Annotated in this window: 16 protein-coding genes; 11 read left to right on the top strand and 5 right to left on the bottom strand. The window is 53.5% G+C overall.

Annotation, left to right across the window (positions count from 1 at the left end; genetic code table 11):
- The first annotated feature begins 64 nt into the window (after positions 1-64).
- From QWY27_RS09600 to QWY27_RS09560, 9 genes are all read left to right on the top strand, one after another.
- A complete protein-coding gene (locus QWY27_RS09600; protein WP_290197061.1) occupies positions 65-1,672 on the top strand; it encodes a carboxyl transferase domain-containing protein in 1,608 nt (535 codons plus the stop codon).
- Positions 1,673-1,692: 20 nt separating this feature from the next.
- Positions 1,693-3,717 (top strand): acetyl/propionyl/methylcrotonyl-CoA carboxylase subunit alpha, encoded by a 2,025-nt coding sequence (locus tag QWY27_RS09595; protein WP_290197059.1) that lies wholly within the window; start codon positions 1,693-1,695, stop codon positions 3,715-3,717.
- A 120-nt stretch (positions 3,718-3,837) separates the two neighbouring features.
- Complete coding sequence (locus tag QWY27_RS09590) at positions 3,838-4,800, top strand: TAXI family TRAP transporter solute-binding subunit (protein ID WP_290197057.1); 963 nt, start codon at positions 3,838-3,840, stop codon at positions 4,798-4,800.
- A 132-nt stretch (positions 4,801-4,932) separates the two neighbouring features.
- Complete coding sequence (locus QWY27_RS09585; protein WP_290197055.1) at positions 4,933-6,957, top strand: TRAP transporter permease; 2,025 nt, start codon at positions 4,933-4,935, stop codon at positions 6,955-6,957.
- 110 nt (positions 6,958-7,067) lie between these two features.
- A complete protein-coding gene (locus tag QWY27_RS09580) occupies positions 7,068-7,526 on the top strand; it encodes a Smg family protein (RefSeq protein WP_290197053.1) in 459 nt (152 codons plus the stop codon).
- A gap of 1 nt (position 7,527) precedes the next feature.
- Positions 7,528-8,457 carry a tRNA glutamyl-Q(34) synthetase GluQRS gene (gene gluQRS, locus QWY27_RS09575; protein WP_290197051.1) on the top strand — a complete coding sequence of 310 codons (930 nt, stop codon included), beginning with the start codon at positions 7,528-7,530 and terminating at the stop codon, positions 8,455-8,457.
- A 62-nt stretch (positions 8,458-8,519) separates the two neighbouring features.
- A complete protein-coding gene (locus QWY27_RS09570) occupies positions 8,520-11,201 on the top strand; it encodes a DNA topoisomerase III (RefSeq protein WP_290197049.1) in 2,682 nt (893 codons plus the stop codon).
- 13 nt (positions 11,202-11,214) lie between these two features.
- Positions 11,215-12,036 carry a 3-methyl-2-oxobutanoate hydroxymethyltransferase gene (gene panB / locus QWY27_RS09565; protein WP_290197047.1) on the top strand — a complete coding sequence of 274 codons (822 nt, stop codon included), beginning with the start codon at positions 11,215-11,217 and terminating at the stop codon, positions 12,034-12,036.
- Positions 12,037-12,054: 18 nt separating this feature from the next.
- The gene (locus tag QWY27_RS09560) at positions 12,055-12,549 is read left to right on the top strand and encodes an SET domain-containing protein (RefSeq protein WP_290197045.1); all 495 of its coding nucleotides are present in this window, start codon (positions 12,055-12,057) and stop codon (positions 12,547-12,549) included.
- Here the strand turns inward: QWY27_RS09560 and QWY27_RS09555 are convergent.
- Complete coding sequence (locus tag QWY27_RS09555) at positions 12,546-13,025, bottom strand: DUF3429 domain-containing protein (protein ID WP_290197043.1); 480 nt, start codon at positions 13,023-13,025, stop codon at positions 12,546-12,548. The two genes, QWY27_RS09560 and QWY27_RS09555, sit on opposite strands and share 4 nt — an antisense overlap.
- Before the next feature lie 43 nt (positions 13,026-13,068).
- Between QWY27_RS09555 and QWY27_RS09550 the strand changes: the two genes are divergently transcribed.
- Positions 13,069-13,845 carry a ferritin-like domain-containing protein gene (locus tag QWY27_RS09550; RefSeq protein ID WP_290197041.1) on the top strand — a complete coding sequence of 259 codons (777 nt, stop codon included), beginning with the start codon at positions 13,069-13,071 and terminating at the stop codon, positions 13,843-13,845.
- Positions 13,846-13,877: 32 nt separating this feature from the next.
- On the opposite strand, the gene leuA is transcribed toward QWY27_RS09550, so the two are convergent.
- Positions 13,878-15,548: a 2-isopropylmalate synthase gene (gene leuA / locus QWY27_RS09545; RefSeq protein WP_290197039.1), complete on the bottom strand. Its 1,671-nt coding sequence runs from the start codon at positions 15,546-15,548 to the stop codon at positions 13,878-13,880.
- A 406-nt stretch (positions 15,549-15,954) separates the two neighbouring features.
- Complete coding sequence (locus QWY27_RS09540) at positions 15,955-16,593, bottom strand: hypothetical protein (RefSeq protein ID WP_290197037.1); 639 nt, start codon at positions 16,591-16,593, stop codon at positions 15,955-15,957.
- 16 nt (positions 16,594-16,609) lie between these two features.
- Here QWY27_RS09540 and rpoN point away from each other — a divergent pair, with 16 nt between their 5' ends.
- A complete protein-coding gene (gene rpoN, locus QWY27_RS09535; RefSeq protein ID WP_494338395.1) occupies positions 16,610-18,103 on the top strand; it encodes an RNA polymerase factor sigma-54 in 1,494 nt (497 codons plus the stop codon).
- On the opposite strand, the gene QWY27_RS09530 is transcribed toward rpoN, so the two are convergent.
- Both QWY27_RS09530 and QWY27_RS09525 read right to left on the bottom strand, forming a co-directional pair.
- Positions 18,100-18,726, bottom strand: coding sequence for a hypothetical protein (locus tag QWY27_RS09530; protein WP_290197034.1), 627 nt, complete (start codon positions 18,724-18,726; stop codon positions 18,100-18,102). The two genes, rpoN and QWY27_RS09530, sit on opposite strands and share 4 nt — an antisense overlap.
- Before the next feature lie 24 nt (positions 18,727-18,750).
- Positions 18,751-20,361, bottom strand: coding sequence for a peptide chain release factor 3 (locus tag QWY27_RS09525; protein WP_290197033.1), 1,611 nt, complete (start codon positions 20,359-20,361; stop codon positions 18,751-18,753).
- Between the last annotated feature and the right edge of the window lie 9 nt (positions 20,362-20,370).

The raw sequence follows: 20,370 nt of genomic DNA, 5'->3' as shown, positions 1-20,370 counted from the left end.
TTATATTGATGATGACGTTTACGTAAACGTAAAGTAAATAACCTGACACGCTGAGAGTGCTGCCATGCCGATAATCGAATCGAAAATCAATCGCCGTTCTTCAGAATTTACCAATAATGAATGTGCGATGAAGAAGAAAATCGCCGAGCTCACAGCCGCATTGGAAAAAATGGCGCAAGGCGGTCCACTTGCTGCGAGGGAAAAACACCTCGCACGTGGAAAACTACTCCCGCGTGAACGCGTTGAAAAACTGCTTGATCCAGGCACGGCATTTTTGGAGCTTTCGCCCTTGGCAGCCTATGACATGTATGAGGGCGATGCGCCAGGCGCAGGAATGATCACCGGGATTGGACGCGTATCGGGAATTGAGTGCGTAATTGTGTGTAACGATGCGACGGTCAAAGGTGGAACCTACTATCCGATGACAGTCAAAAAACATTTACGGGCTCAAGAGATTGCCGCACAAAACAATTTACCGTGTATCTACTTGGTAGATTCAGGCGGCGCAAACCTGCCCCAACAAGACGAGGTGTTTGCAGACCGGGAGCATTTCGGGCGCATATTTTTTAATCAAGCGAATATGTCGGCACAGGGACTCGCGCAGATTGCCGTGGTGATGGGCTCATGCACCGCGGGCGGTGCGTATGTCCCTGCAATGAGCGATGAGTCGATCATTGTCCGGGAGCAGGGAACCATCTTTCTGGGCGGACCGCCACTAGTTAAAGCCGCGACTGGGGAGCAAGTCACGGCGGAGGATTTGGGGGGTGGAGATGTTCACACCAGGCTATCAGGCGTGGCGGATCATTTGGCACTGAACGATCATCATGCGTTGGAGTTGGCGCGTCAGGCAGTTAGACATCTTAATAAACGAAAGCAACAGCAGTTGGTAATGCGCGAATCACGTGAGCCGCTATACGATGCAGAAGAAATCAACGGGATTATTCCAGCCGATACACGGAAATCCTACGATGTCAGAGAAATCATTGCACGGCTGGTCGATGGTTCAGAGTTTGAGGAATTCAAGGCAAGATTTGGGACGACACTGGTGACAGGATTTGCGCATCTGTACGGGATGCCGGTAGGAATCATTGCTAACAATGGAATCTTGTTTTCAGAGTCTGCACAAAAGGGCGCGCATTTCATCGAGCTTTGCGCACAAAGAAAAATCCCGCTGATATTTCTTCAAAACATTACGGGATTTATGGTGGGCAGGAAGTATGAGAATGAGGGCATCGCTCGCCACGGTGCAAAACTCGTCACCGCAGTGGCGACAGCTGCAGTGCCAAAGTTAACAGTCATCATTGGTGGATCCTTCGGTGCGGGAAATTATGGAATGTGTGGTCGCGCGTATTCACCGAGGTTTCTGTTCATGTGGCCAAACGCTCGCATCTCGGTCATGGGGGGTGAACAAGCGGCAAGTGTGCTTGCCACGATTCGCAGGGAAGCAATCGAGAGCAAAGGTGGCACATGGAGCACGGAGCAAGAACAGATATTCAAAGCACCGATACTTGATCAATTTGAACGCGAAGGACACCCTTTTTACGCCACGGCAAGACTCTGGGACGATGGCGTGATTAAACCTGCAGATACACGTCGGATATTGGGGTTAAGTTTATCGGCGACGTTGAATGCGGTCATTCCGGATACACGCTTTGGCGTGTTTCGTATGTAAAGCAAACAAAGGGAATAAACGTGTTTAAAACAATTTTGATCGCCAACCGAGGCGAAATAGCCTGCAGAGTTGCAGCAACAGCACGCAAGATGGGCTTGAAGACCGTCGCGGTGTATTCAGATGCAGACACGCAAGCAAAGCATGTGGCGAGTTGTGATGTCGCGGTTCGTATAGGCGGCGCTCCGGCAAGCGAAAGTTATTTGAAAAGTGACGTGATCTTGAAAGTGGCCCGCGAGCATGGCGTTCAAGCCATTCATCCAGGGTATGGCTTTCTATCAGAGAATGCAGAGTTTGCCGCAGCCTGTGCGCAGGCGGGCATCACCTTTGTCGGGCCTCCGGTCGGAGCGATTGAGGCCATGGGAAGCAAGTCGGCCGCTAAAAGCTTGATGGCTCAGGCGGGCGTGCCGCTTGTTCCTGGCTATCACGGAGAAAATCAGTCGACTGCATTTTTACGCGCACAAGCTGATGAAATGGGATATCCAGTCTTGATCAAGGCGAGCGCCGGGGGGGGTGGTAAAGGTATGCGCGTAGTCGAGACGAGTCAGGACTTCGAGGCTGCGCTTGTCTCGTGTCAACGGGAGTCGCTGGCGAGTTTCGGAGATGAGCGAGTGTTACTCGAGCGCTACTTGCAAAAGCCGCGTCATATAGAGATTCAGATTTTCGCGGATCAATACGGACACTGTATATACCTGTTTGAAAGAGACTGTTCCATTCAGCGTCGACATCAGAAAGTGATTGAGGAGGCACCTGCGCCCAATATGTCTCCGACAATGCGGCGTGCCATGGGTGATGCGGCTGTGGCAGCGGCCAAGGCGGTGAAGTATGTCGGTGCGGGGACAGTCGAGTTCATTGTCGATCCGAGTGGACAGTTCTACTTTATGGAGATGAATACGCGTCTACAGGTTGAGCATCCAGTCACGGAGATGGTGACGGGACTTGACCTGGTGGAGTGGCAGTTGCGTATTGCCGCAGGTGAGCCGCTGCCGCTGACGCAGGAACAGTTAACGCTCATGGGTCATGCGATCGAGGCGAGGATTTATGCGGAAAACACGGAGAAGGGGTTTTTACCGTCGATTGGCTGCCTGACACATGTTCAGTTACCTGAGCATGTTGCGTTTACGCATGGTGATGTTCGTGTGGATGCAGGTGTTCGCTGCGGGGATGATATTTCTCCTTATTACGATCCGATGATTGCGAAGCTGATCGTCTGGGGGGCGACACGTGATCAAGCACTTCAACGGATGCAGCGCGCGCTTGCGCAAACCCAGATCGTAGGCGTCCATACCAATGTAGATTTTTTGTCGAGACTGATGGGCGATGAAGCTTTCGTACAAGCCGATTTGGATACCGGTCTGATCGAACGCCGTCGAGACAGCTTATTGCCTGAGCCTCAACCTGTTTCTGAGGAGGTTTTGGCTTGCGCGGTTGCTGCGTTGTTATTCGAGGAAGCGAGTCAAGCGGGCTCGGGTAGCTTACTTGCTCAAGGTGTAAAGGATCCGTGGTCTATTCTTGACGGGTGGAGGTTGAATGGCGGTTTTCGACGAGAGTTTGTTTGGTTGGATGGCGAGACAGTCAGGCGGGTGTGCCTGAGCCGAAGTGATCAGTGCCACAGTCTGGAGCTCGATGGCTACTCAACAGAATGGGACTGGTCAGCACGATATGTGTCCCAAGGTGTGAGCGTGATTGAGCTCGTTTGGGGAGGCATGCGGCGACAAGCGACGGTTCACAGGCATGAGACCCGATTTGATGTTTTTATCGATGGCAGGCATTCGGCCGTCTGTATACAAGACCCTTTGAAGCAAGCAACCCAAGCTGAGGCCGGTTTGTCTGGGGGGCTGACTGCGCCGATGCCAGGCAAAATTATCGTTGTGCATGTCAGGGCGGGTCAGTCTGTTAAACGAGGTGACGCGCTGTTGGTCATGGAGGCGATGAAAATGGAGCACGCCGTATTTGCCTCGACGGATGGTGTGATCGAGGAGGTGTTTTATGATGTGGGAGAACAGGTTGTTGAGGGAGCTGTTTTGATTGCGCTTAGTACAGACTAAGCGAGGAAGTAGAGTTTGTTGCAGAAATTTACAATTTATAAGCAAAAGTACCAGCTAAAATGACGAGGTTCTCGTCTGATTCGTCTTAGTCGTCCGATTACTCAATCTGGGAGTTACGTTATGTTTTTAAAATCTTTAGCTAAAGTTTTGGGCGCTGCCGCACTTGTCGCGGCGGTTGCGGCGCCTGCGCAGGCTCAGCAATTTTTCCGTATTGGCACGGGTGGCACTGCGGGTACGTACTACCCAGTGGGCGGGATGATCGCCAATCTCGTGACGCAGCCCGGCAAGCTGATTGCTTCGGCCGTTGCCAGCAACGGTTCCGTGGCAAACGTGAACGGCATTATGGGCGGCTCGCTTGAGTCCGGATTTAGTCAGTCGGACGTTGCCTACTGGGCCTACAGCGGCACAGGCACTTTTGCTGGCAAACCCAAAGCCAGCGATCTGAGATTGATCGCCACGCTCTACCCCGAAAGTATTCATTTGGTTGTGCGTAAAGGCTCTGGCATCAAGTCCGTGGCTGACTTGCGCGGCAAGCGCGTTTCGATGGACGAGCCTGGTTCAGGTACCTTGGTGGACGTTCGTTTGATCATGGGTGCCTTTGGTATGACGGACAAAGACGTTAAAGCCGAATACATGAAGCCCAACCAGGCTGGCGAAAAAATGAAGGACGGTGGTTTGGATGCGTTCTTTATCGTGGCGGGCGCACCCGTTGCCGCAGTGGCTGAGCTGGTTTCAAGTGGTGCGGGTGTGGAGCTGGTGTCGATTGCCGGACCTGAGATCGACAAGTTGCGTGAGAGCCAGCGCTTTTTTACACCTGATGTGATACCTGCCGGTACCTATCAGGGTGTTGGCGAGGTTAAAACGATTGCAGTGAATGCGCAGTGGGTCACTTCTTCGAAGCAACCCGAGTCGGTCGTATACGAAATCGTTAAGGCAGTGTACTCAGATGCCGCTCAAAAAGCTCTGGCAGCGGGTCATTCCAAAGGCAAACTCATCACGCTTTCCAATGCAGTCGTGGGTGCGGGCATCCCCTTCCATCCTGGTGCGGAAAAGTTCTACAAGGAAAAAGGCTTGTTGAAGTAAAGGCCAAGGCATCATGAGTCCGACGCTCAGGATGCCGAGGGTCAGAAATGAGTATTGAGGGCGGTGGGCGCGAGAGCGATACACCGCCTTTGTTTTTGATCGACATGATCGCTTATCAATGAAGAGTCTGTTATGCAAATCGATGAAGTGAAAGCCCAGGCGCTCACAGAAAAATATGATCCGGAAATACGTTTCCGTCCCTTGGCTGCCGGCGCGACATGGATTGTTTCAATCCTATTGGTTTCTTTATCGATCTTTCACTATTACACGGCAGGCTTTGGTTTATTGCGAGAGTCTACGCACAGAGGTGTTCACCTTGCGTTTGTATTGAGCCTGATTTTTTTGGTATTTGGCTTTAGTAAACGCTCATACCAGCGTGAGCCAAAGTCAACCTGGTATGCACCGGGCGGTATTCCTTTGTATGACTGGTTCATCGCTCTTGCTTTGGCGTTGACCGTTTTATATATCCCGTACATTTTTGAAGAGCTGGCTTTTAAAGTCGGCAATCCCGACAAGATAGATGTGTTGATGGGCACGATTTTGTTGGTGGGTCTGCTCGAAGGCACGCGACGCGCGATGGGATGGCCTCTTCCCATCATCGCGATCATTTTTATGATTTATGCAATGTTCGGCCAGGAGTTTCCTGGCTTGCTCAAGCATGCCGGCAACAGCTGGTCACAAATTGTCAATCATCTCTATCTCACCAGCCAGGGCGTGTATGGCGTTGCGATTGGTGTGGTAGCGACCTATGTTTTTCATTTTGTTTTGTTCGGTGTGTTGGCCACGCGGATTGGTTTGGGTCAACTATTTTTGGACGTGGCCTCGGCGATTGCGGGGCGTTATGCAGGTGGACCGGCTAAGGTCTCGGTCTTTGGTTCGGCAATGTTTGGCATGCTGTCGGGTTCGTCGATTGCAAATGCCGTCACAGTGGGTTCATTGACCATACCCGCGATGATTCGGGTGGGCTATCCGCGTCACTTTGCCGCGGGTGTTGAAGCGGCTTCGAGTACGGGCGGACAGATCACGCCACCGATTATGGGTGCTGCGGCATTTTTGATGATTGAGTTTTTAAATATCCCGTATCGCGATATCGCGTTGGCGGCAACGTTCCCGGCCTTTCTGTATTTCTTTGGCATGTTCATGCAAGTGCACTTTGAGGCTAAGCGGCAAAATTTACGCGGACTCACCGAAGAGGAAATGCCCAAGTTAAAAGAGTCGTTTCGCAAGCGCTGGCCAACCTTGATTCCGCTAGTGATTTTGATCGGTGTGCTGGTCAGTGGCCGAACACCTTACTTGGCCGCATTCGCCGGAATTACGGCATGTATCGTGGTGGGCCTGCTTAATCCTGTTCAGCGTTTGCGTTGGAGGGATTTGTACGATGCCTTTGAGACGGGTGCCAAGTATGCGCTTGCCGTGGGCGCCGCCGCAGGAACAGTGGGTATCGTGATCGGTGTCGTGACCTTGACGGGCGTAGGTTTTAAAGTTTCCTTCATCGTGATTGCTGCCTCGCAAGCTATTGCGGGTGCTGCGGCGGCAGTATTGCCTGATTTTCTGGTGAATATGCAGGCTCTGACGCTTATTGCTGCGCTCGCGATTACTGGTTTGGTGTGTATTTTGATGGGCTGCGGCATTCCGACGACGGCCAATTACATCATCATGGTTGCGGTGGCTGCACCAACACTTGTGCAGCTTGGCGTTCAACCGCTTGCTGCGCATATGTTTGTATTTTATTTTGGCATTTTGGCAGATCTCACACCCCCCGTGGCGCTAGCAGCTTATGCGGCGGCAGGGATGGCAGGCAGTGATCCGTTTAAAACTGGCAATACGGCCTTTATGCTGGGGATCAGCAAGCTACTGGTACCATTTGTTTTTATCTTTTCGCCTTCCTTATTGTTGGTTCTTAAAGGCTTCACGTGGGAGGAGTTTTTCATCACCTTAAGCGGTGCCATCGTTGGCTTGGTATTGTTGTCAGCATCATTTTCTGGATACTTTTTAACGCATATGAAGGCCTGGGAGCGATGGACCTTTGCCGCAGCGGCTTTATTGTTTATCGCACCTGGCTGGCAGAGCGGGATGGTAGGCCTAGCCGTGGCATTACCTGCAGCACTTGCGCAGTTTCTTAGACGGAACACACCGCAAGCAACTGCTCCGGTTTGATAGTTTTAAGGACATTTCAGATAGCGTTTGTCGTTTTCTATTTTTAAGGGTAAAGTTATTTCACATGAGGGGTCTGCAAGACCCCTGTTAAAACAGGAGCCGTAGCTGCCATGTTCGATATCCTGGTTTACCTGTTTGAGAACTACTACACCCCAGAGGCCTGTCCGTCTGCCGACGTGCTGGCCAAACGACTCGCCGCCGCAGGCTTCGAGCACACTGATATTGACGAGGCCTTGGGTTGGCTGGTCGGTTTGGCTGAAACGACCGAGCAATGTGTCGATCTTGCACATACACCCGGCAATGGTTTTCGTGTGTATGCTGAAAACGAGCAACAACATCTTGGTGCTCAGGCCATCGGCTTTATCACTTTTCTGGAGGCGACCGAAGCCTTGTCCCCAGCGCTGCGTGAAATCGTGATTGATCGCGCCATGGCTGCGACGGATGGCCCAGTGTCTCTTCAAAAGATCAAAATCATCGCGTTGATGGTGCTGTGGAGTCAGGAGTCAGAGGTCGATCATTTGATTCTCGAAGAGTTGTTGCGCGACGATGGTGACCGTCTGCTGCACTGATTTGCCCCCTTCCCGCCCGACTTATATTGGACGCTTTGCTCCGAGCCCAAGCGGCCCTCTCCACGCGGGTTCGGCCGTAGCGGCTCTGGCGAGCTATCTCGATGCCCGTGCGCACGGTGGGCTCTGGCGAGTGCGAATGGAAGACCTCGATACGCCCCGCAACGTGTCGGGGGCGGATGCGGTGATTTTGCAACAGCTAGACACTCTAGGGATGCACTGGGATGGAGAGGTTGTTTATCAATCTCGCCGATTAGACCTCTATCAGCAAGCATTTGATCGTCTTCTGTCTCTAAATCTTGTTTATCCGTGTGGGTGCACCCGACGAGAAATTGCAGATTCAGTGCTGCGTACGCAGGGCCATTTTCCGGAAGGTGAGCGCCCCTATCCCGGAACGTGCCGCTCAGGACTGCCAAAGGGGCGCCAGACGCTTTCTTGGCGCTTGCGTGTGCCGGAGGGTCAGGTTGACTTTAATGATCGCTGGCTGGGTGCAATGACGCAAAACGTGGCGCAGGCAGTTGGGGATTTTGTTTTGCGTCGCGCGGATGGAATTTGGGCCTATCAGTTAGCTGTTGTTGTCGATGATGCGCAACAGGGTGTGACCCATGTGGTGCGTGGCGAGGATTTGCTCAGCAGCACGGCCAGACAGCTCATGTTGGGCGAGATGCTCGGTCTGGTGTCTGTGGAGTACTTGCACGTTCCCCTTGTGACGGATGAAACAGGTCAAAAACTATCCAAACAAAACGGTGCCGCCGCGCTCGACTTGACCGATCCGCTGGGTGTTTTGCAGCGTGCGTGGGGTGCTTTAGGATTTGACCCTTTGCCTGCTACGGACATTAAGGGATTTTGGGCTGCAGCGATCCCCGTTTGGGGACAAGGCCTGAGTCGTGCTAACTTGCACGGCATTAATCACCGCTTTTATGATCCGCGCTAGACTGAGTCCATCTTTGCGATTGAATTTCGCGCGTTGAGTACAAGAGCCGTATCTGGAAAAGAATGACTAAGACATTAATTATTGCTGAGAAGCCTTCTGTTGCCCTCGATATTTCGCGGGCCCTGGGAGGCTTTACGCGCGAGGGCGACTACTTTGAAAGTGACAAATATGTATTGTCCTCGAGTGTTGGCCACTTGTTGAGCCTGGTGGCGCCGAACGATCCTGTAAAAGGTAAATGGAGCTTCACACATCTACCTGTGATTCCGCCTCAGTTTGAATTGGGGCCGAGTGATAAGAAATCAGCCGAGCGCCTGAAAATGCTGGTACGCCTGATCAAGCGCAAGGATGTGAGCGCCTTGATTAATGCATGTGACGCGGGCCGCGAGGGCGAGCTGATCTTCCGTTACATCGAGCAATACGCGGGTCAGAAAAAACCTGTTCAGCGACTCTGGTTGCAGTCCATGACTCAGGATGCGATCAGAGAGGCATTCGCGAACTTGCGAGCCGACACAACGATGAAGCCGCTCGAGGCGGCGGCCCGTTCGCGCGCTGAGGCCGACTGGCTCGTGGGTATCAATGGCACACGCGCCATGACGGCTTTTAATAGTAAAGACGGTGGCTTTTTTAAAACACCCGTTGGACGTGTGCAAACACCTACGCTTGCAATCGTGTTCGAGCGGGAGGAAAAAATCCGACGGTTCGAGCCCCGCAACTATTGGGAAGTCAGGGCGACTTTTGTCGCGGCCGCAGGATTGTATGAAGGTCGCTGGTTTGATCCAAACTTCAAAAAAGACGCCGAGGATCCCAGCAAGCACGAGTCACGGCTCTGGCTTGAAGCCGCGGCCAAGAGTGTGGTTGCCGCGTGTCGCAACCAGCCAGGTGTCGTCACGGAGGTTGCGAAACCCAAGACCGAGGCGGCCCCCGCCTTGTTTGACCTCACTTCGTTGCAGCGAGAAGCCAACGGTCGCTTCGGGTTCTCCGCCAAGGCGACGCTTTCGCTGGCGCAAAGCTTGTACGAGCGTCACAAGGCACTGACGTATCCGCGCACGGATTCAAAGCATTTGCCTGAAGACTACATCAATACGGTACGCGCCACGATCGAAGGCATCGCCTCGGGTGAAGGTGTGACGCGAAATCTGGCTCTGCATGCTAAAACAATTGGTAAAAACGGATGGGTCAAGCCCAACAAGCGGATCTTTGACAACAAAAAGGTTTCCGATCACTTTGCCATTATTCCTACGCTGCAAATTCCAAAAGAGCTCAGCGAGGCGGAAGCCAAGCTCTACGATTTAGTCGTTAAGCGGTTTCTGGCGATTTTCTTCCCCTCTGCCGAATACCGGATGACGACGCGCACGACAACTGTGCAGTCGCATCAATTTAAAACCGAGGGCAAAGTCCTGGTCTCACCCGGTTGGTTGGCAGTATACGGACGTGAAATTCAGGAAGAGGACGAGACACTCGTCCCGGTTGTCGAGGGCGAGAAAGTGCGCACCGAAGAGGTGGATACGATCGCGCTGGTGACCAAACCGCCGGCACGCTATAACGAAGGTACTTTGTTGTCCGCAATGGAACATGCAGGCAAGCTCGTGGACGACGATGAGTTTGCTCAAGCGATGGCTGCGCGCGGCTTGGGCACACCTGCCACGCGAGCGTCTATTATCGAAGGTCTGCTCAACGAAACGTATCTGCGCCGCGAGGGCCGAGATCTCGTCCCGACAGCAAAGGCGCGTCAGTTAATGACGCTTTTGAAAGGTCTGGATGTTCAGGAGTTGACTTCGCCAGAGTTGACGGGCGAATGGGAGCACAAGCTCCAGCAAATTGAACAAGGCGAGCTTGAGCGCGATGCATTTATGCGTGAGATCGCACAAATGACGCAAGTCATTGTCAAGCGCGCAAAAGAATATGATCGCGACACGGTTCCGGGGGACTATGTCACCTTGTCGACACCGTGTCCAAAATGTGGCGGCGTGGTCAAGGAAAACTATCGCCGCTACGCGTGTACGAATTGCGATTTTTCCATTGGTAAGCATCCAGGTGGACGCACCTTTGAGCCTTCTGAGGTCGAGATGCTTATTACGGACAAACGTATCGGACCGATGCAGGGATTTATTAGCAAAATGGGACGTCCCTTTGCAGCGATCCTGAAGCTCGATGCGGATTCAAAGCTTGAGTTTGATTTTGGTCAGCGCGACGAAGAGTCAAACGAGCCGGTGGACTTTTCCGCGCAGACTTCCCTTGGTCCATGCCCAAAGTGTGCCGCCCGTGTGTTTGAGCATGGCATGAGTTATATCTGCGAGAAGTCCGTTGGACCAGAGCGCAATTGTGATTTCCGTTCCGGCAAGGTGATCTTGCAGCAAGAAGTCGGCCCGGATCAAATGTCTAAGCTGCTCAATACTGGCAAAACCGATCTGCTCGAAGGATTTGTCTCAAGCAGAACGAACCGTAAATTCAAGGCGTATTTGGCGCGTGGCGAGGATGGTAAGGTCAGCTTTGAGTTTGAAGCGCGGCCTGAAAAGCCAGGTCGTAAGACGCCGGCAAAATCGCCTGCAAAAACCGCCGCTAAAACGGCGACAAAGACAGCGACAAAGACAGCGGCTAAAAAGGCGACTAAGACTGCAACAAAGACACCAGCGACCAAGACGGCAGTTAAAAAAGCCGCTAAAAAGGCCGTGAAAAAAGCAGTTAAAAAAGTTGCGAAAAAAGCCACGAAAACAGTTGTCAATGACGATGTAACAGATGAATGATCAGGGAAAGAATATGAGCGCACAAACAGACATTAAGCGGATGACGGTTCCGCAGTTATTGGCGTGCAAAGGGCAGCGAAAAATAGTCGCGCTGACAGCCTATAGCGTACCGATCGCGCGAGTGGTTGATGACTACGTCGACTTTATCTTGATTGGTGATTCGACAGCGATGGTGGCCTATGGTTTGCCCAACACCTTATCGATCTCGCTGGAGCAAATCGGGCACCACACCGCGGCTGTGGTTCGCGGAACAAAGCGTGCTTGCATCGTTGCAGACTTACCTTTTGGTAGTTATCAGGAGTCTCTTGGCCAGGCGTTTCGCAGTGCCGGTTACCTGTTGAGTCAAGGTGCTGACGCGGTCAAACTTGAGGGCGGCGAGGTGATGGCAGAGACGGTTGAGTACCTCGTCAGTCGCGGTATACCTGTTTTGGCGCATGTAGGCTTGATGCCTCAGTACGTCAATACGATGGGCGGCTATTTGGCGCAGGGTAAAACACCTGATTCGGCTGCTCGGATTCTGGCGGATGCCCTCGCTCTTGAAAAAGCGGGTGCCTTTGGTGTGGTCTTAGAAGGCGTTGCCGAATCGCTCGGTGCTGACATCACGGCAAAGCTCTCTATACCGACCATTGGTATTGGCGCTTCGCCTTCTTGTGATGGCCAGATCCTGGTGACGGACGATATGCTTGGGCTGAGTGGCAATCGGGTGCCTAAGTTTGTTAAGCGTTACGCGGATCTCGATACGATTATGCGCAATGCGGTTCAGCAGTATGCCGATGAGGTCCGGGGTGGTAAGTTTCCCGAGCCCCAGCATTGTTTTGGTGTTAAACGCACTTGATTTTTTGACGCTTGATTCATGACAACAATTGAAAAGCCCTGGCATATTGTCAGGCGATCCAAAGTGCACGGTAACGGTGTGTTTGCAGCGCGTAATATTCCTGAAGGCACGCGCATCATTGAATATGGCGGCAAAACGATTAGCGCCAAAGAAGCCGATCGTCGTCACCCCACGAACCCCGATGATCCGTTTCATACTTTTTTCTTTTCCTTGAGCTCCGGTAAAGTGATCGATGGAAACGATGAAGGTAATGACGCCCGCTGGATTAACCACTCTTGCGAACCAAACTGCGAGAGCACGGAGGGAAAAGGTGGAAAGCGCGTGCATATCGTCGCCAAGCGTGACATTAAGCGTGGCGAGGAGTTGAACTACGATTACGGTCTTGTCATTGATGATGAAAAGCTGACTAAAAAGCTCAAGGCTCAATATGCATGCCGCTGTGGAGCGCCAAGCTGTCGCTTCACGATGTTGGCGGTGCCAGACAAAAAGAGTCGTAAAAAGAAGTCAGATTAACCGAGTTGCCACCAGGCAAAGGCAAGCGCGCTTGTTGCACCAAGCGTCAGCATGGTGCGCAACCTGAATACCCAGCGAGGGATCAGACTGGGGATGTAGCGCATGAGCAAACCGTCTAGCACCCATTGAAGTGCCAGCCCTGCGATCAACATTCTCAGGCCGATAGCGGGCTCGGTCATGATGGCTGTCCAGCCAATCAAGGCTGGCACCACACTCCAGACAAACATCACAGCGCGCGGCGCTGTGGCGGGAGCATGAACGGCCATGCCCCACCAGAGGGCGCCGACAAAGCTCAGGATGATGGCGCCGTACATAATCAACGCCATCAAAGCAAGCAAGGGATCGAGACCGCTTGAGAGCTGAGTGGAAAGAGCGAGGCCCCAGAAGGGTAAAACACCCAACAGGCCGGGAATGAGGGCTGCGGCAGGCATGCGCGCAGGCTGTGGTGTATGCGTAGCGTTGAGAAGATCAGACATAATTGCAATATTACCAATTGAGTCTAAAACTGTTGAGTGAAAATTGACGGATTTAAGAGAACTAGCACTGTGCGCGCTCGGCCAGACATCCTGGGTAGACAAAGCCGCCCTTCTGGAGCAGGTGGATCCTGACTCACCGGTTGATCCCGAACGGGAACTTGTTGCGCAGCGACTCATTCCGGGTCGACCGCCTGTGGAGCTGGTGCCTCCTGCCGGTTTACGCATGCGCAGCGTTCATACGCTTGAAGGTCGCGCTGTTCTACTGCATGCTTTGGCGCACATTGAGTTCAATGCGATTAATTTGGCCTTGGATGTTGTCTGGCGCTTTCGCGGGATGCCCCCGTCGTTTTATAGACAGTGGATGGGCGTCGCAATTGAGGAGTCGAGACATTTTGAGCTGCTGGAGACACATTTAGTCACCCTTGGATATCGCTATGGCGATTTTCCGGCACATGATGGCTTGTGGGAAATGGCTGAACGTACGCAAGAGGATGTACTGGCCCGCATGGCGCTTGTTCCGCGTACGCTTGAGGCGCGTGGGTTGGACGCATCGCCGGCTGTGCGACACAAGCTTGCGAGCGGGGGCGATCCCAAAGCGGCCGCGATTGTTGACGTGATTTTGCGCGACGAGGTTGGTCACGTTGCGATTGGCAACTATTGGTATCGATGGCTATGCACGCAGCGCGGGCTTGACCCTCTTCAGACGTATGCGGATCTCTCGACGCAGTACCGGGCACCTAAACTTAAGGGCCCTTTTAATGTCGAGGCGCGATTGGCAGCGGGCTTTCAACCCGAGGAGATTGCCGCGTTGGAAAAATAAAGCGGGAACCTGTCTCGGCTCCCGCTTATTTTTTAAGCAGACTTGATATGACGGTTCAGGGCGCTCAGCACAGCCTTAAAGGAGGCTGTCACGATGTCGCGGTCGATGCCGACACCAAACCCTGTCGCGCCCTCTTGAATGCGTGCTTCGACATAGCAGGCGGCGCGAGTATCCGTACCGATGCCAATCGCATGTTCGTGGTAGTCCATGATCCGCACAGGGATGCCAAGACAGTCGACAAACGCGGAGATTGCGCCATCGCCTGAGCCCGTGAGCGTGCGGCGCTCGCCGTTGACCTCGAACTCAGCTTCGATCGTGAAGAGCTTGCCTTCCTCGGCACTTGGGTCGCCCGTGATGCGATGCTTGATCAGTTTCCATGGCTCTGTTTGAGTCAAATACTCTTTATTAAAGATCGTGTAGACATCGGCAGCAGTCACTTCACGACCGGTTTCGTCTGTGACGCGTTGAATGGCGCGACTGAATTCGATTTGTAAGCGACGTGGCAATACCAGTCCATGCTCCTGTTCGAGTAGATAGGAGACGCCGCCTTTGCCTGACTGGCTATTGACGCGGATCACCGCATCGTAGCTGCGGCCCAAATCCGCTGGATCAATGGGTAAATAGGGAACCTCCCAAATCGCATCGGCCTTTTGTACGGCAAACCCTTTTTTAATGGCGTCCTGATGGGAGCCGGAGAAGGCCGTAAAGACGAGATCGCCGGCATATGGATGACGTGGGTGCACGGGGAGCTGATTGCAAAACTCAACACAACGACGCACTTCATCAATGTCGGAGAAGTCCAGCCCGGGATGAATGCCTTGGGTATAGAGATTCAAGGCTAATGTCACCAGGTCGACGTTGCCCGTGCGTTCGCCATTGCCGAATAAACAACCTTCGACACGATCAGCGCCAGCCATCAAGCCGAGTTCGGCTGCCGCCACGGCGGTGCCGCGATCGTTGTGGGGATGCAAGCTGATGATGATGCTGTCGCGTTTGTTGAGATTGTTATGCATGTACTCGATTTGGTCGGCATACATGTTCGGTGTGGTGGCTTCGATGGTGGCCGGCAAGTTGTAAATGATCTTGCGCTGGGGAGTGGGCTTCCAGGTTTCTGTCACGGCATTACAGACTTCGAGGGCGAAGTCTGGCTCGGTCGTGCTAAAGACTTCTGGCGAGTATTCGTACAGCCATTCGGTTTGAGGATATTTGGCCATGCAGGCCATGACGCATTTGGTGCCTTCGATGGCGACTTGTTTGACCTCTTCGCGATTCATGTTGAACACGATGCGTCGAAAACCGGGCGCACAGGCGTTGTAAAGATGAATCATGGCGCGTTTGGCGCCAGCGGCTGCCTCAACGGTACGTTCGATTAACTCCGGACGTGCTTGAGTGAGGGCGATAATCGTCACGTCGTCAGGGATCAGCTTGTCATCGACGAGCTTGCGAACAAAGTCAAAGTCGGTTTGTGATGCGGAGGGGAATCCCACCTCGATTTCTTTGAATCCGATTTTGATGAGCATGTCAAAAAAACGCAGTTTGCGCTCAACGCTCATCGGTTCGATCAAGGACTGGTTGCCATCGCGCAGATCTGTGCTCATCCAGATGGGCGGATGGGTAATCCGCTTGGTCGGCCAGGTGCGTTCAGAAAAATCACGCTCGAAGGGTTTGAACGGGATGTATTTTGTAGCGGGATTCGAAAGCATTGATAACCTCAAGTCTGTTTGTCCGATGTCGCATATTCGGAGCATCGTAGAAATCTGTTACTGGCTTTTGACCAGCATCCGGTTGACCCGGAATAGATACAGTTAGTCTGTGGGGGTGTTACGAGTGGCCAAAGGCTGCCGGACTGCCACGGGACGCTAGGTCCGGCAACCGATCGCTAGTAGCAGCGGTAGTAGGCTGAGTGAAGCGGAGCGCTTGGCTGAGCGGAAAGATGATCCTGGGTGCGAGACTGTGCCACCGCCCTGAGAGGCGATTTGAGTCGAACGAGGGCAGGCTATGCCTGAAACGTGAGTACCCATGTCGTTAGTCAAACATAAATTTCGGCTAAAAGCAAGCTGTCTTGAAGAGTGACCCATCAAACAGCCCGTATTCGTCACAAAAAAGCGACTAGGCAAGCAAGGTAGGTTCGCGTTGACCGCCTCGCTCGAGGGGCTGCTCAAGAGGCGAAGCAGGTTGTTGAGTGGATTCTTTGGGGGTTAAGGCCATTTCGAGCTCGAGCTTCTGCGCACGCGCCAAGTCGAGCTTGCGCTGACGACCTGTACGAAGTTGAGAAAGGGTGGTCTGAAGATTGCCTACAGTGATTGGCTGGGATTTATCCCGCCAGACCCAATCCATCACATCGAGGGCTTCAGGACTCAGTCCTACACAGAGTTTGCGAACCTCCCCAAGCGGGACAAGCGCGGCACGACCGCGTTTGATGCTGCCACGCAGCCAACTCATCAGTCCACTCAGCACAAAAAGGACTAACAACGCGACGATGAGCCACCAAAAGAATTTTTGGTATTGCATGACGAAATCGATCACCGTTTTACCAAGGATGTCGTTCAGGCCTGAAATATGCAGTCCAAATTCAAGCCAACCTCGCCCGCGTGCAAGAATGCCTTGTACGCAATAAAGGAGTACTGCCAACACACTGAGCATCACGACCAGGCGAATAATCAGCCGTGGAAGTCCCAGGCGCAACAATGTATTGCCCAAAAGATAGGCATCTTTTCGGATATTTGAGGTGTTTGGTGTGTTCATCATGCAAAATATTGTACCTATGACTCGCAATTTTCTCGAACTTCGTCTTGGTCAAAGCTTGACACTGACCCCGGCGCTGCAACAGTCGATCCGACTTTTGCAGTTGTCGACGCTCGATCTTGAGGCCGAGGTGGCCAAAGCATTGGCTGAGAATCCCCTGCTTGAGCAGGAGGGAGAGGGCCTGCAGGACCCCGGCGCACTCGGCTCGACCATGAGGGTCGCTGATAGCTTTGAGAGCCCGGAAGCCCCTTCAGGAGAGGCCCAGTTTGAATCGGAGATTTCCGTCACCCAGGGCTCCGGGGACGAGCAGGGCCCGTTTAACGAGCGCTTGGAGTTTTCATCTGAATCACGTCAGTCGCGCGACGATGAGCTGTCAGAGCGACCTGAAGCCGCCCGAGAGAGCAATTTACGTGAATATTTGCTCGGACAGCTCGGCACGACGCGTCTGAGTGAGCGGGATGCGGCCATTGTCGGTTTGTTGATTGAGGAATTAAATGAAGACGGACTACTTGCTTCGCCCTTAGAGGACATCGTGGGCTGGATGAGCCCGGAGCTGGGCTTGGAACTTGATGACTTCCAGTTGGCGTTGACGTTTTTGCAATCGCTTGACCCACCAGGAGTGGGTGCTCGCGATTTAGGCGAGTGTCTGGATTTGCAATTGAAATTTGCGGATCCGGAGCTTTTGCCGGAAGTCAAAGACGCTGAAGTCTTGGCGTTGGCGCGCCGGTTGTGCCAACACCACCTCGGTATTTTGGCGACCGGTAACATGGCCAAGCTGCGCGAGGCGTTGCATTGTGACGCAGAGTCTTTGCGACGCGCGCATGCACTCGTGTTGCGGTTGAATCCTCGCCCAGGCAGTCGCTGGAATAAGCCTGCTGCGGATGTGGCGGTACCAGATGTGATTGTCAGGAAAACCCGCAAAGGTTGGGAGGCCCAACTCAATGAGGCGGTTATGCCTAAGTTGCGGATCAACGCGCTGTATGCCGAGGCGCTTGGGAGTGCCCGCGGGGGAGCAAATAGCGCCTTGCATGGACAATTACAAGAGGCGCGCTGGATGATTCGCAACGTGGCTCAACGCTTCGAGACAATTCTGCGTGTGTCTCAAGTCATCGTGGCGCATCAGCAAAGTTTTTTCAATAAAGGCTGGGAGGCAGTCAGGCCGCTCACACTCAAGGATGTTGCGCTTGAACTGGGCATGCATGAGTCGACGATCTCGCGTGCAACCACACAAAAATATATGGTGACCCCTTATGGCACTTTGGAACTGAAGCGGTTTTTTAGTTCAGGTTTGTCTACCGAAGGTGGCGAGGCGACTTCTTCGACAGCTGTTCAAACACGGATTCAGGCTTTGATTCGCCAGGAAGATCGGTCTCGACCACTCTCCGACAGTCAGTTGGTGACCTTGTTGGATCGAGATGGGATCACGATCGCCAGAAGGACTGTCGCCAAATATCGGGAGCAAATGAGGATCCCGACGGCGCCCTTGCGCAAGTCGCAGGCTGGCGCAGGTTAACCGCCACTATTCGCCGGGGCGTCTCGACTTGGACAATCTGCTGTTTTGCCCCATGCATTATTGGGTCCGCAGTATTTATTCTGCGCGGACTGGATGCAGTTTGGACGTTTGAAAAACCCTAAGCTGCTGCACTGGGCCAGCTCTTTTTTGAGTGCGTCTTGCCAATTTGTGGGTGGCGAGATAGCAGTGCCACCGGGGCGAGCAGATTGAGCATTCGCAGTCTGCTGGGCTCGCACGTCAACGGTGCGCACACCGTCAGTGTCTTGGCCGTTTGAGGGCGAGTCTGCATCTTGTTCTGTCTCTTCATCCTCCTCGTTTTCTTCCCCATCCTTTTTGTAGGAGTTGGCATCGGCACGCGAGGCAAGCACCGGGGTAATGCTCCATTCGATAGGCTCCATTTCCTTCGGTACGCCGAGCGTTCCATCAATGCGAGGTTGAGGAGGCTGGGGTGCGAGGGGTTTACCATCCGCATCCAGAACCTGTCCCCTGTCCTCTGAAGAGCTGGAGGCTGAGGCAATGGAATCTGGGGCTTGTTCGACAAGCCAAAGGCCGAGGTGACGCCCACCCTGCCATGAGGCAATAACGGCTAGCAACAGAAACAGGATGAGGGCGCGCCAGGACATAAGGTATCTCTGAATTGCGTGGGGTCAGACTTTGTCGGCAAACACTTGACCGCCGTGTTCACGCATCGCATGAAAACGAATCGCCGGATAGCGTTCTTCGGCGACCCGAAGTTGCGCAGTCGACGAGACAAGGAAAGCCGGTGCTTCGACGACATCATAGGCGATATGCGAGGCGTTCGCATCGATGAATTTGCGCAGTTCTTTGGGATCTTCGGAGGTAATCCACCGTGCCATGTTGTATCGCGAAGGCATCAGGCGCGCCTCGGCACCATACTCTGCCTGCAGTCGGTGCGCAACGACTTCGAACTGAAGTTGACCAACGGCCCCAAGCAACAAGGCACCACCGGCAGCAATCGGTTTGAAGACCTGAATTGCTCCCTCCTCACCCAATTGGAGTAGACCTGTGCGCAGTTGTTTGGTACGAAGCGGGTCTTTGGTTTCAACGGCCTGGAAGAGCTCGGGTGCAAAAAATGGCAGGCCAGTGAAATGCAGGGACTCGCCCTCGGTCAATACGTCGCCAAGATGGAGGATGCCGTGGTTGGGGACTCCAATGACATCGCCTGCATAGGCTTCGTCCACGAGTTCACGACGTTGAGACAGGAAAGACACCACATTGTTGGGGCGAATTTCTTTGCCGTTGCGAGACACTTTGAGACGCATGCCGCGTTCAAATTTGCCTGAGCTGACGCGGACAAAGGCAACGCGATCCCGATGTGCGGGATCCATGTTCGCCTGAACCTTAAACACGACACCGGTGAATTTTGGCTCATCAGGGTATACGATCCGTTCGAGTGCCTGGCGTGAACCGGGTGGCGGTGCCTGATCGACCAAGGCATCCAAGACTTCTTGCACACCAAAGTTATTGATGGCGGAACCAAAAAAGACAGGGGTTTGTTTGCCGGCTAAAAAGGCGTCACGGTCAAAAGCGGGAGCGGCTGCTTGGATGAGTTCGATCTCGCCTTTTGCTTGATCGAAAGCCGAGCCGAAGCGTGTTGCGATTTCAGGGTTATCCAGTCCGTCGATAAAGTCGTCCGTGCTGTCGTTGCGTCGTTCCTGACCGGGACGAAAGAGGCGCATACGGTCGCGCTGGATATCAAAGACACCACCAAAAGCCTTGCCCATGCCAACGGGCCAGGAAAAGGGGACAGCGTCCATGCCGATGTGCTGTTCGATTTCAGAGAGCAGCTCAAGGGGATCGCGAACTTCGCGATCCATCTTATTGATGAAGGTGATGATAGGTGTATTGCGCGCCCGACAAACCTGGAGCAGACGGATGGTTTGCGGCTCGACACCGTTCGCGGCATCGATGACCATCAGCGCTGCATCCACGGCGGTCAGAACGCGATAGGTGTCCTCTGAGAAATCCTGGTGACCCGGGGTGTCCAGCAAGTTGATGACGCAATCACGGTATTCCATTTGCATCACGGAGGAGGCAACCGAAATACCACGTTGTTTTTCGATTTCCATCCAGTCCGAGGACGCATGGCGAGAGGCTTTGCGTGCCTTGACACTGCCGGCGATCTGAATCGCACCCGCGAACAGCAGAAGCTTTTCGGTGAGTGTCGTTTTACCGGCGTCAGGGTGGGAAATAATGGCGAACGTTCTGCGTCGCGCAACTTCAGCTTGAATACTCATGGTGGCGCA

The sequence above is a fragment of the Zwartia vadi genome (genome assembly GCF_030410375.1).
GTDB classification, from domain to species: Bacteria; Pseudomonadota; Gammaproteobacteria; order Burkholderiales; family Burkholderiaceae_B; genus Zwartia; species Zwartia vadi.
The sequence above is the reverse complement of the archived record's forward strand: the minus strand, read 5'-3'. Positions and strand labels throughout refer to the sequence as shown.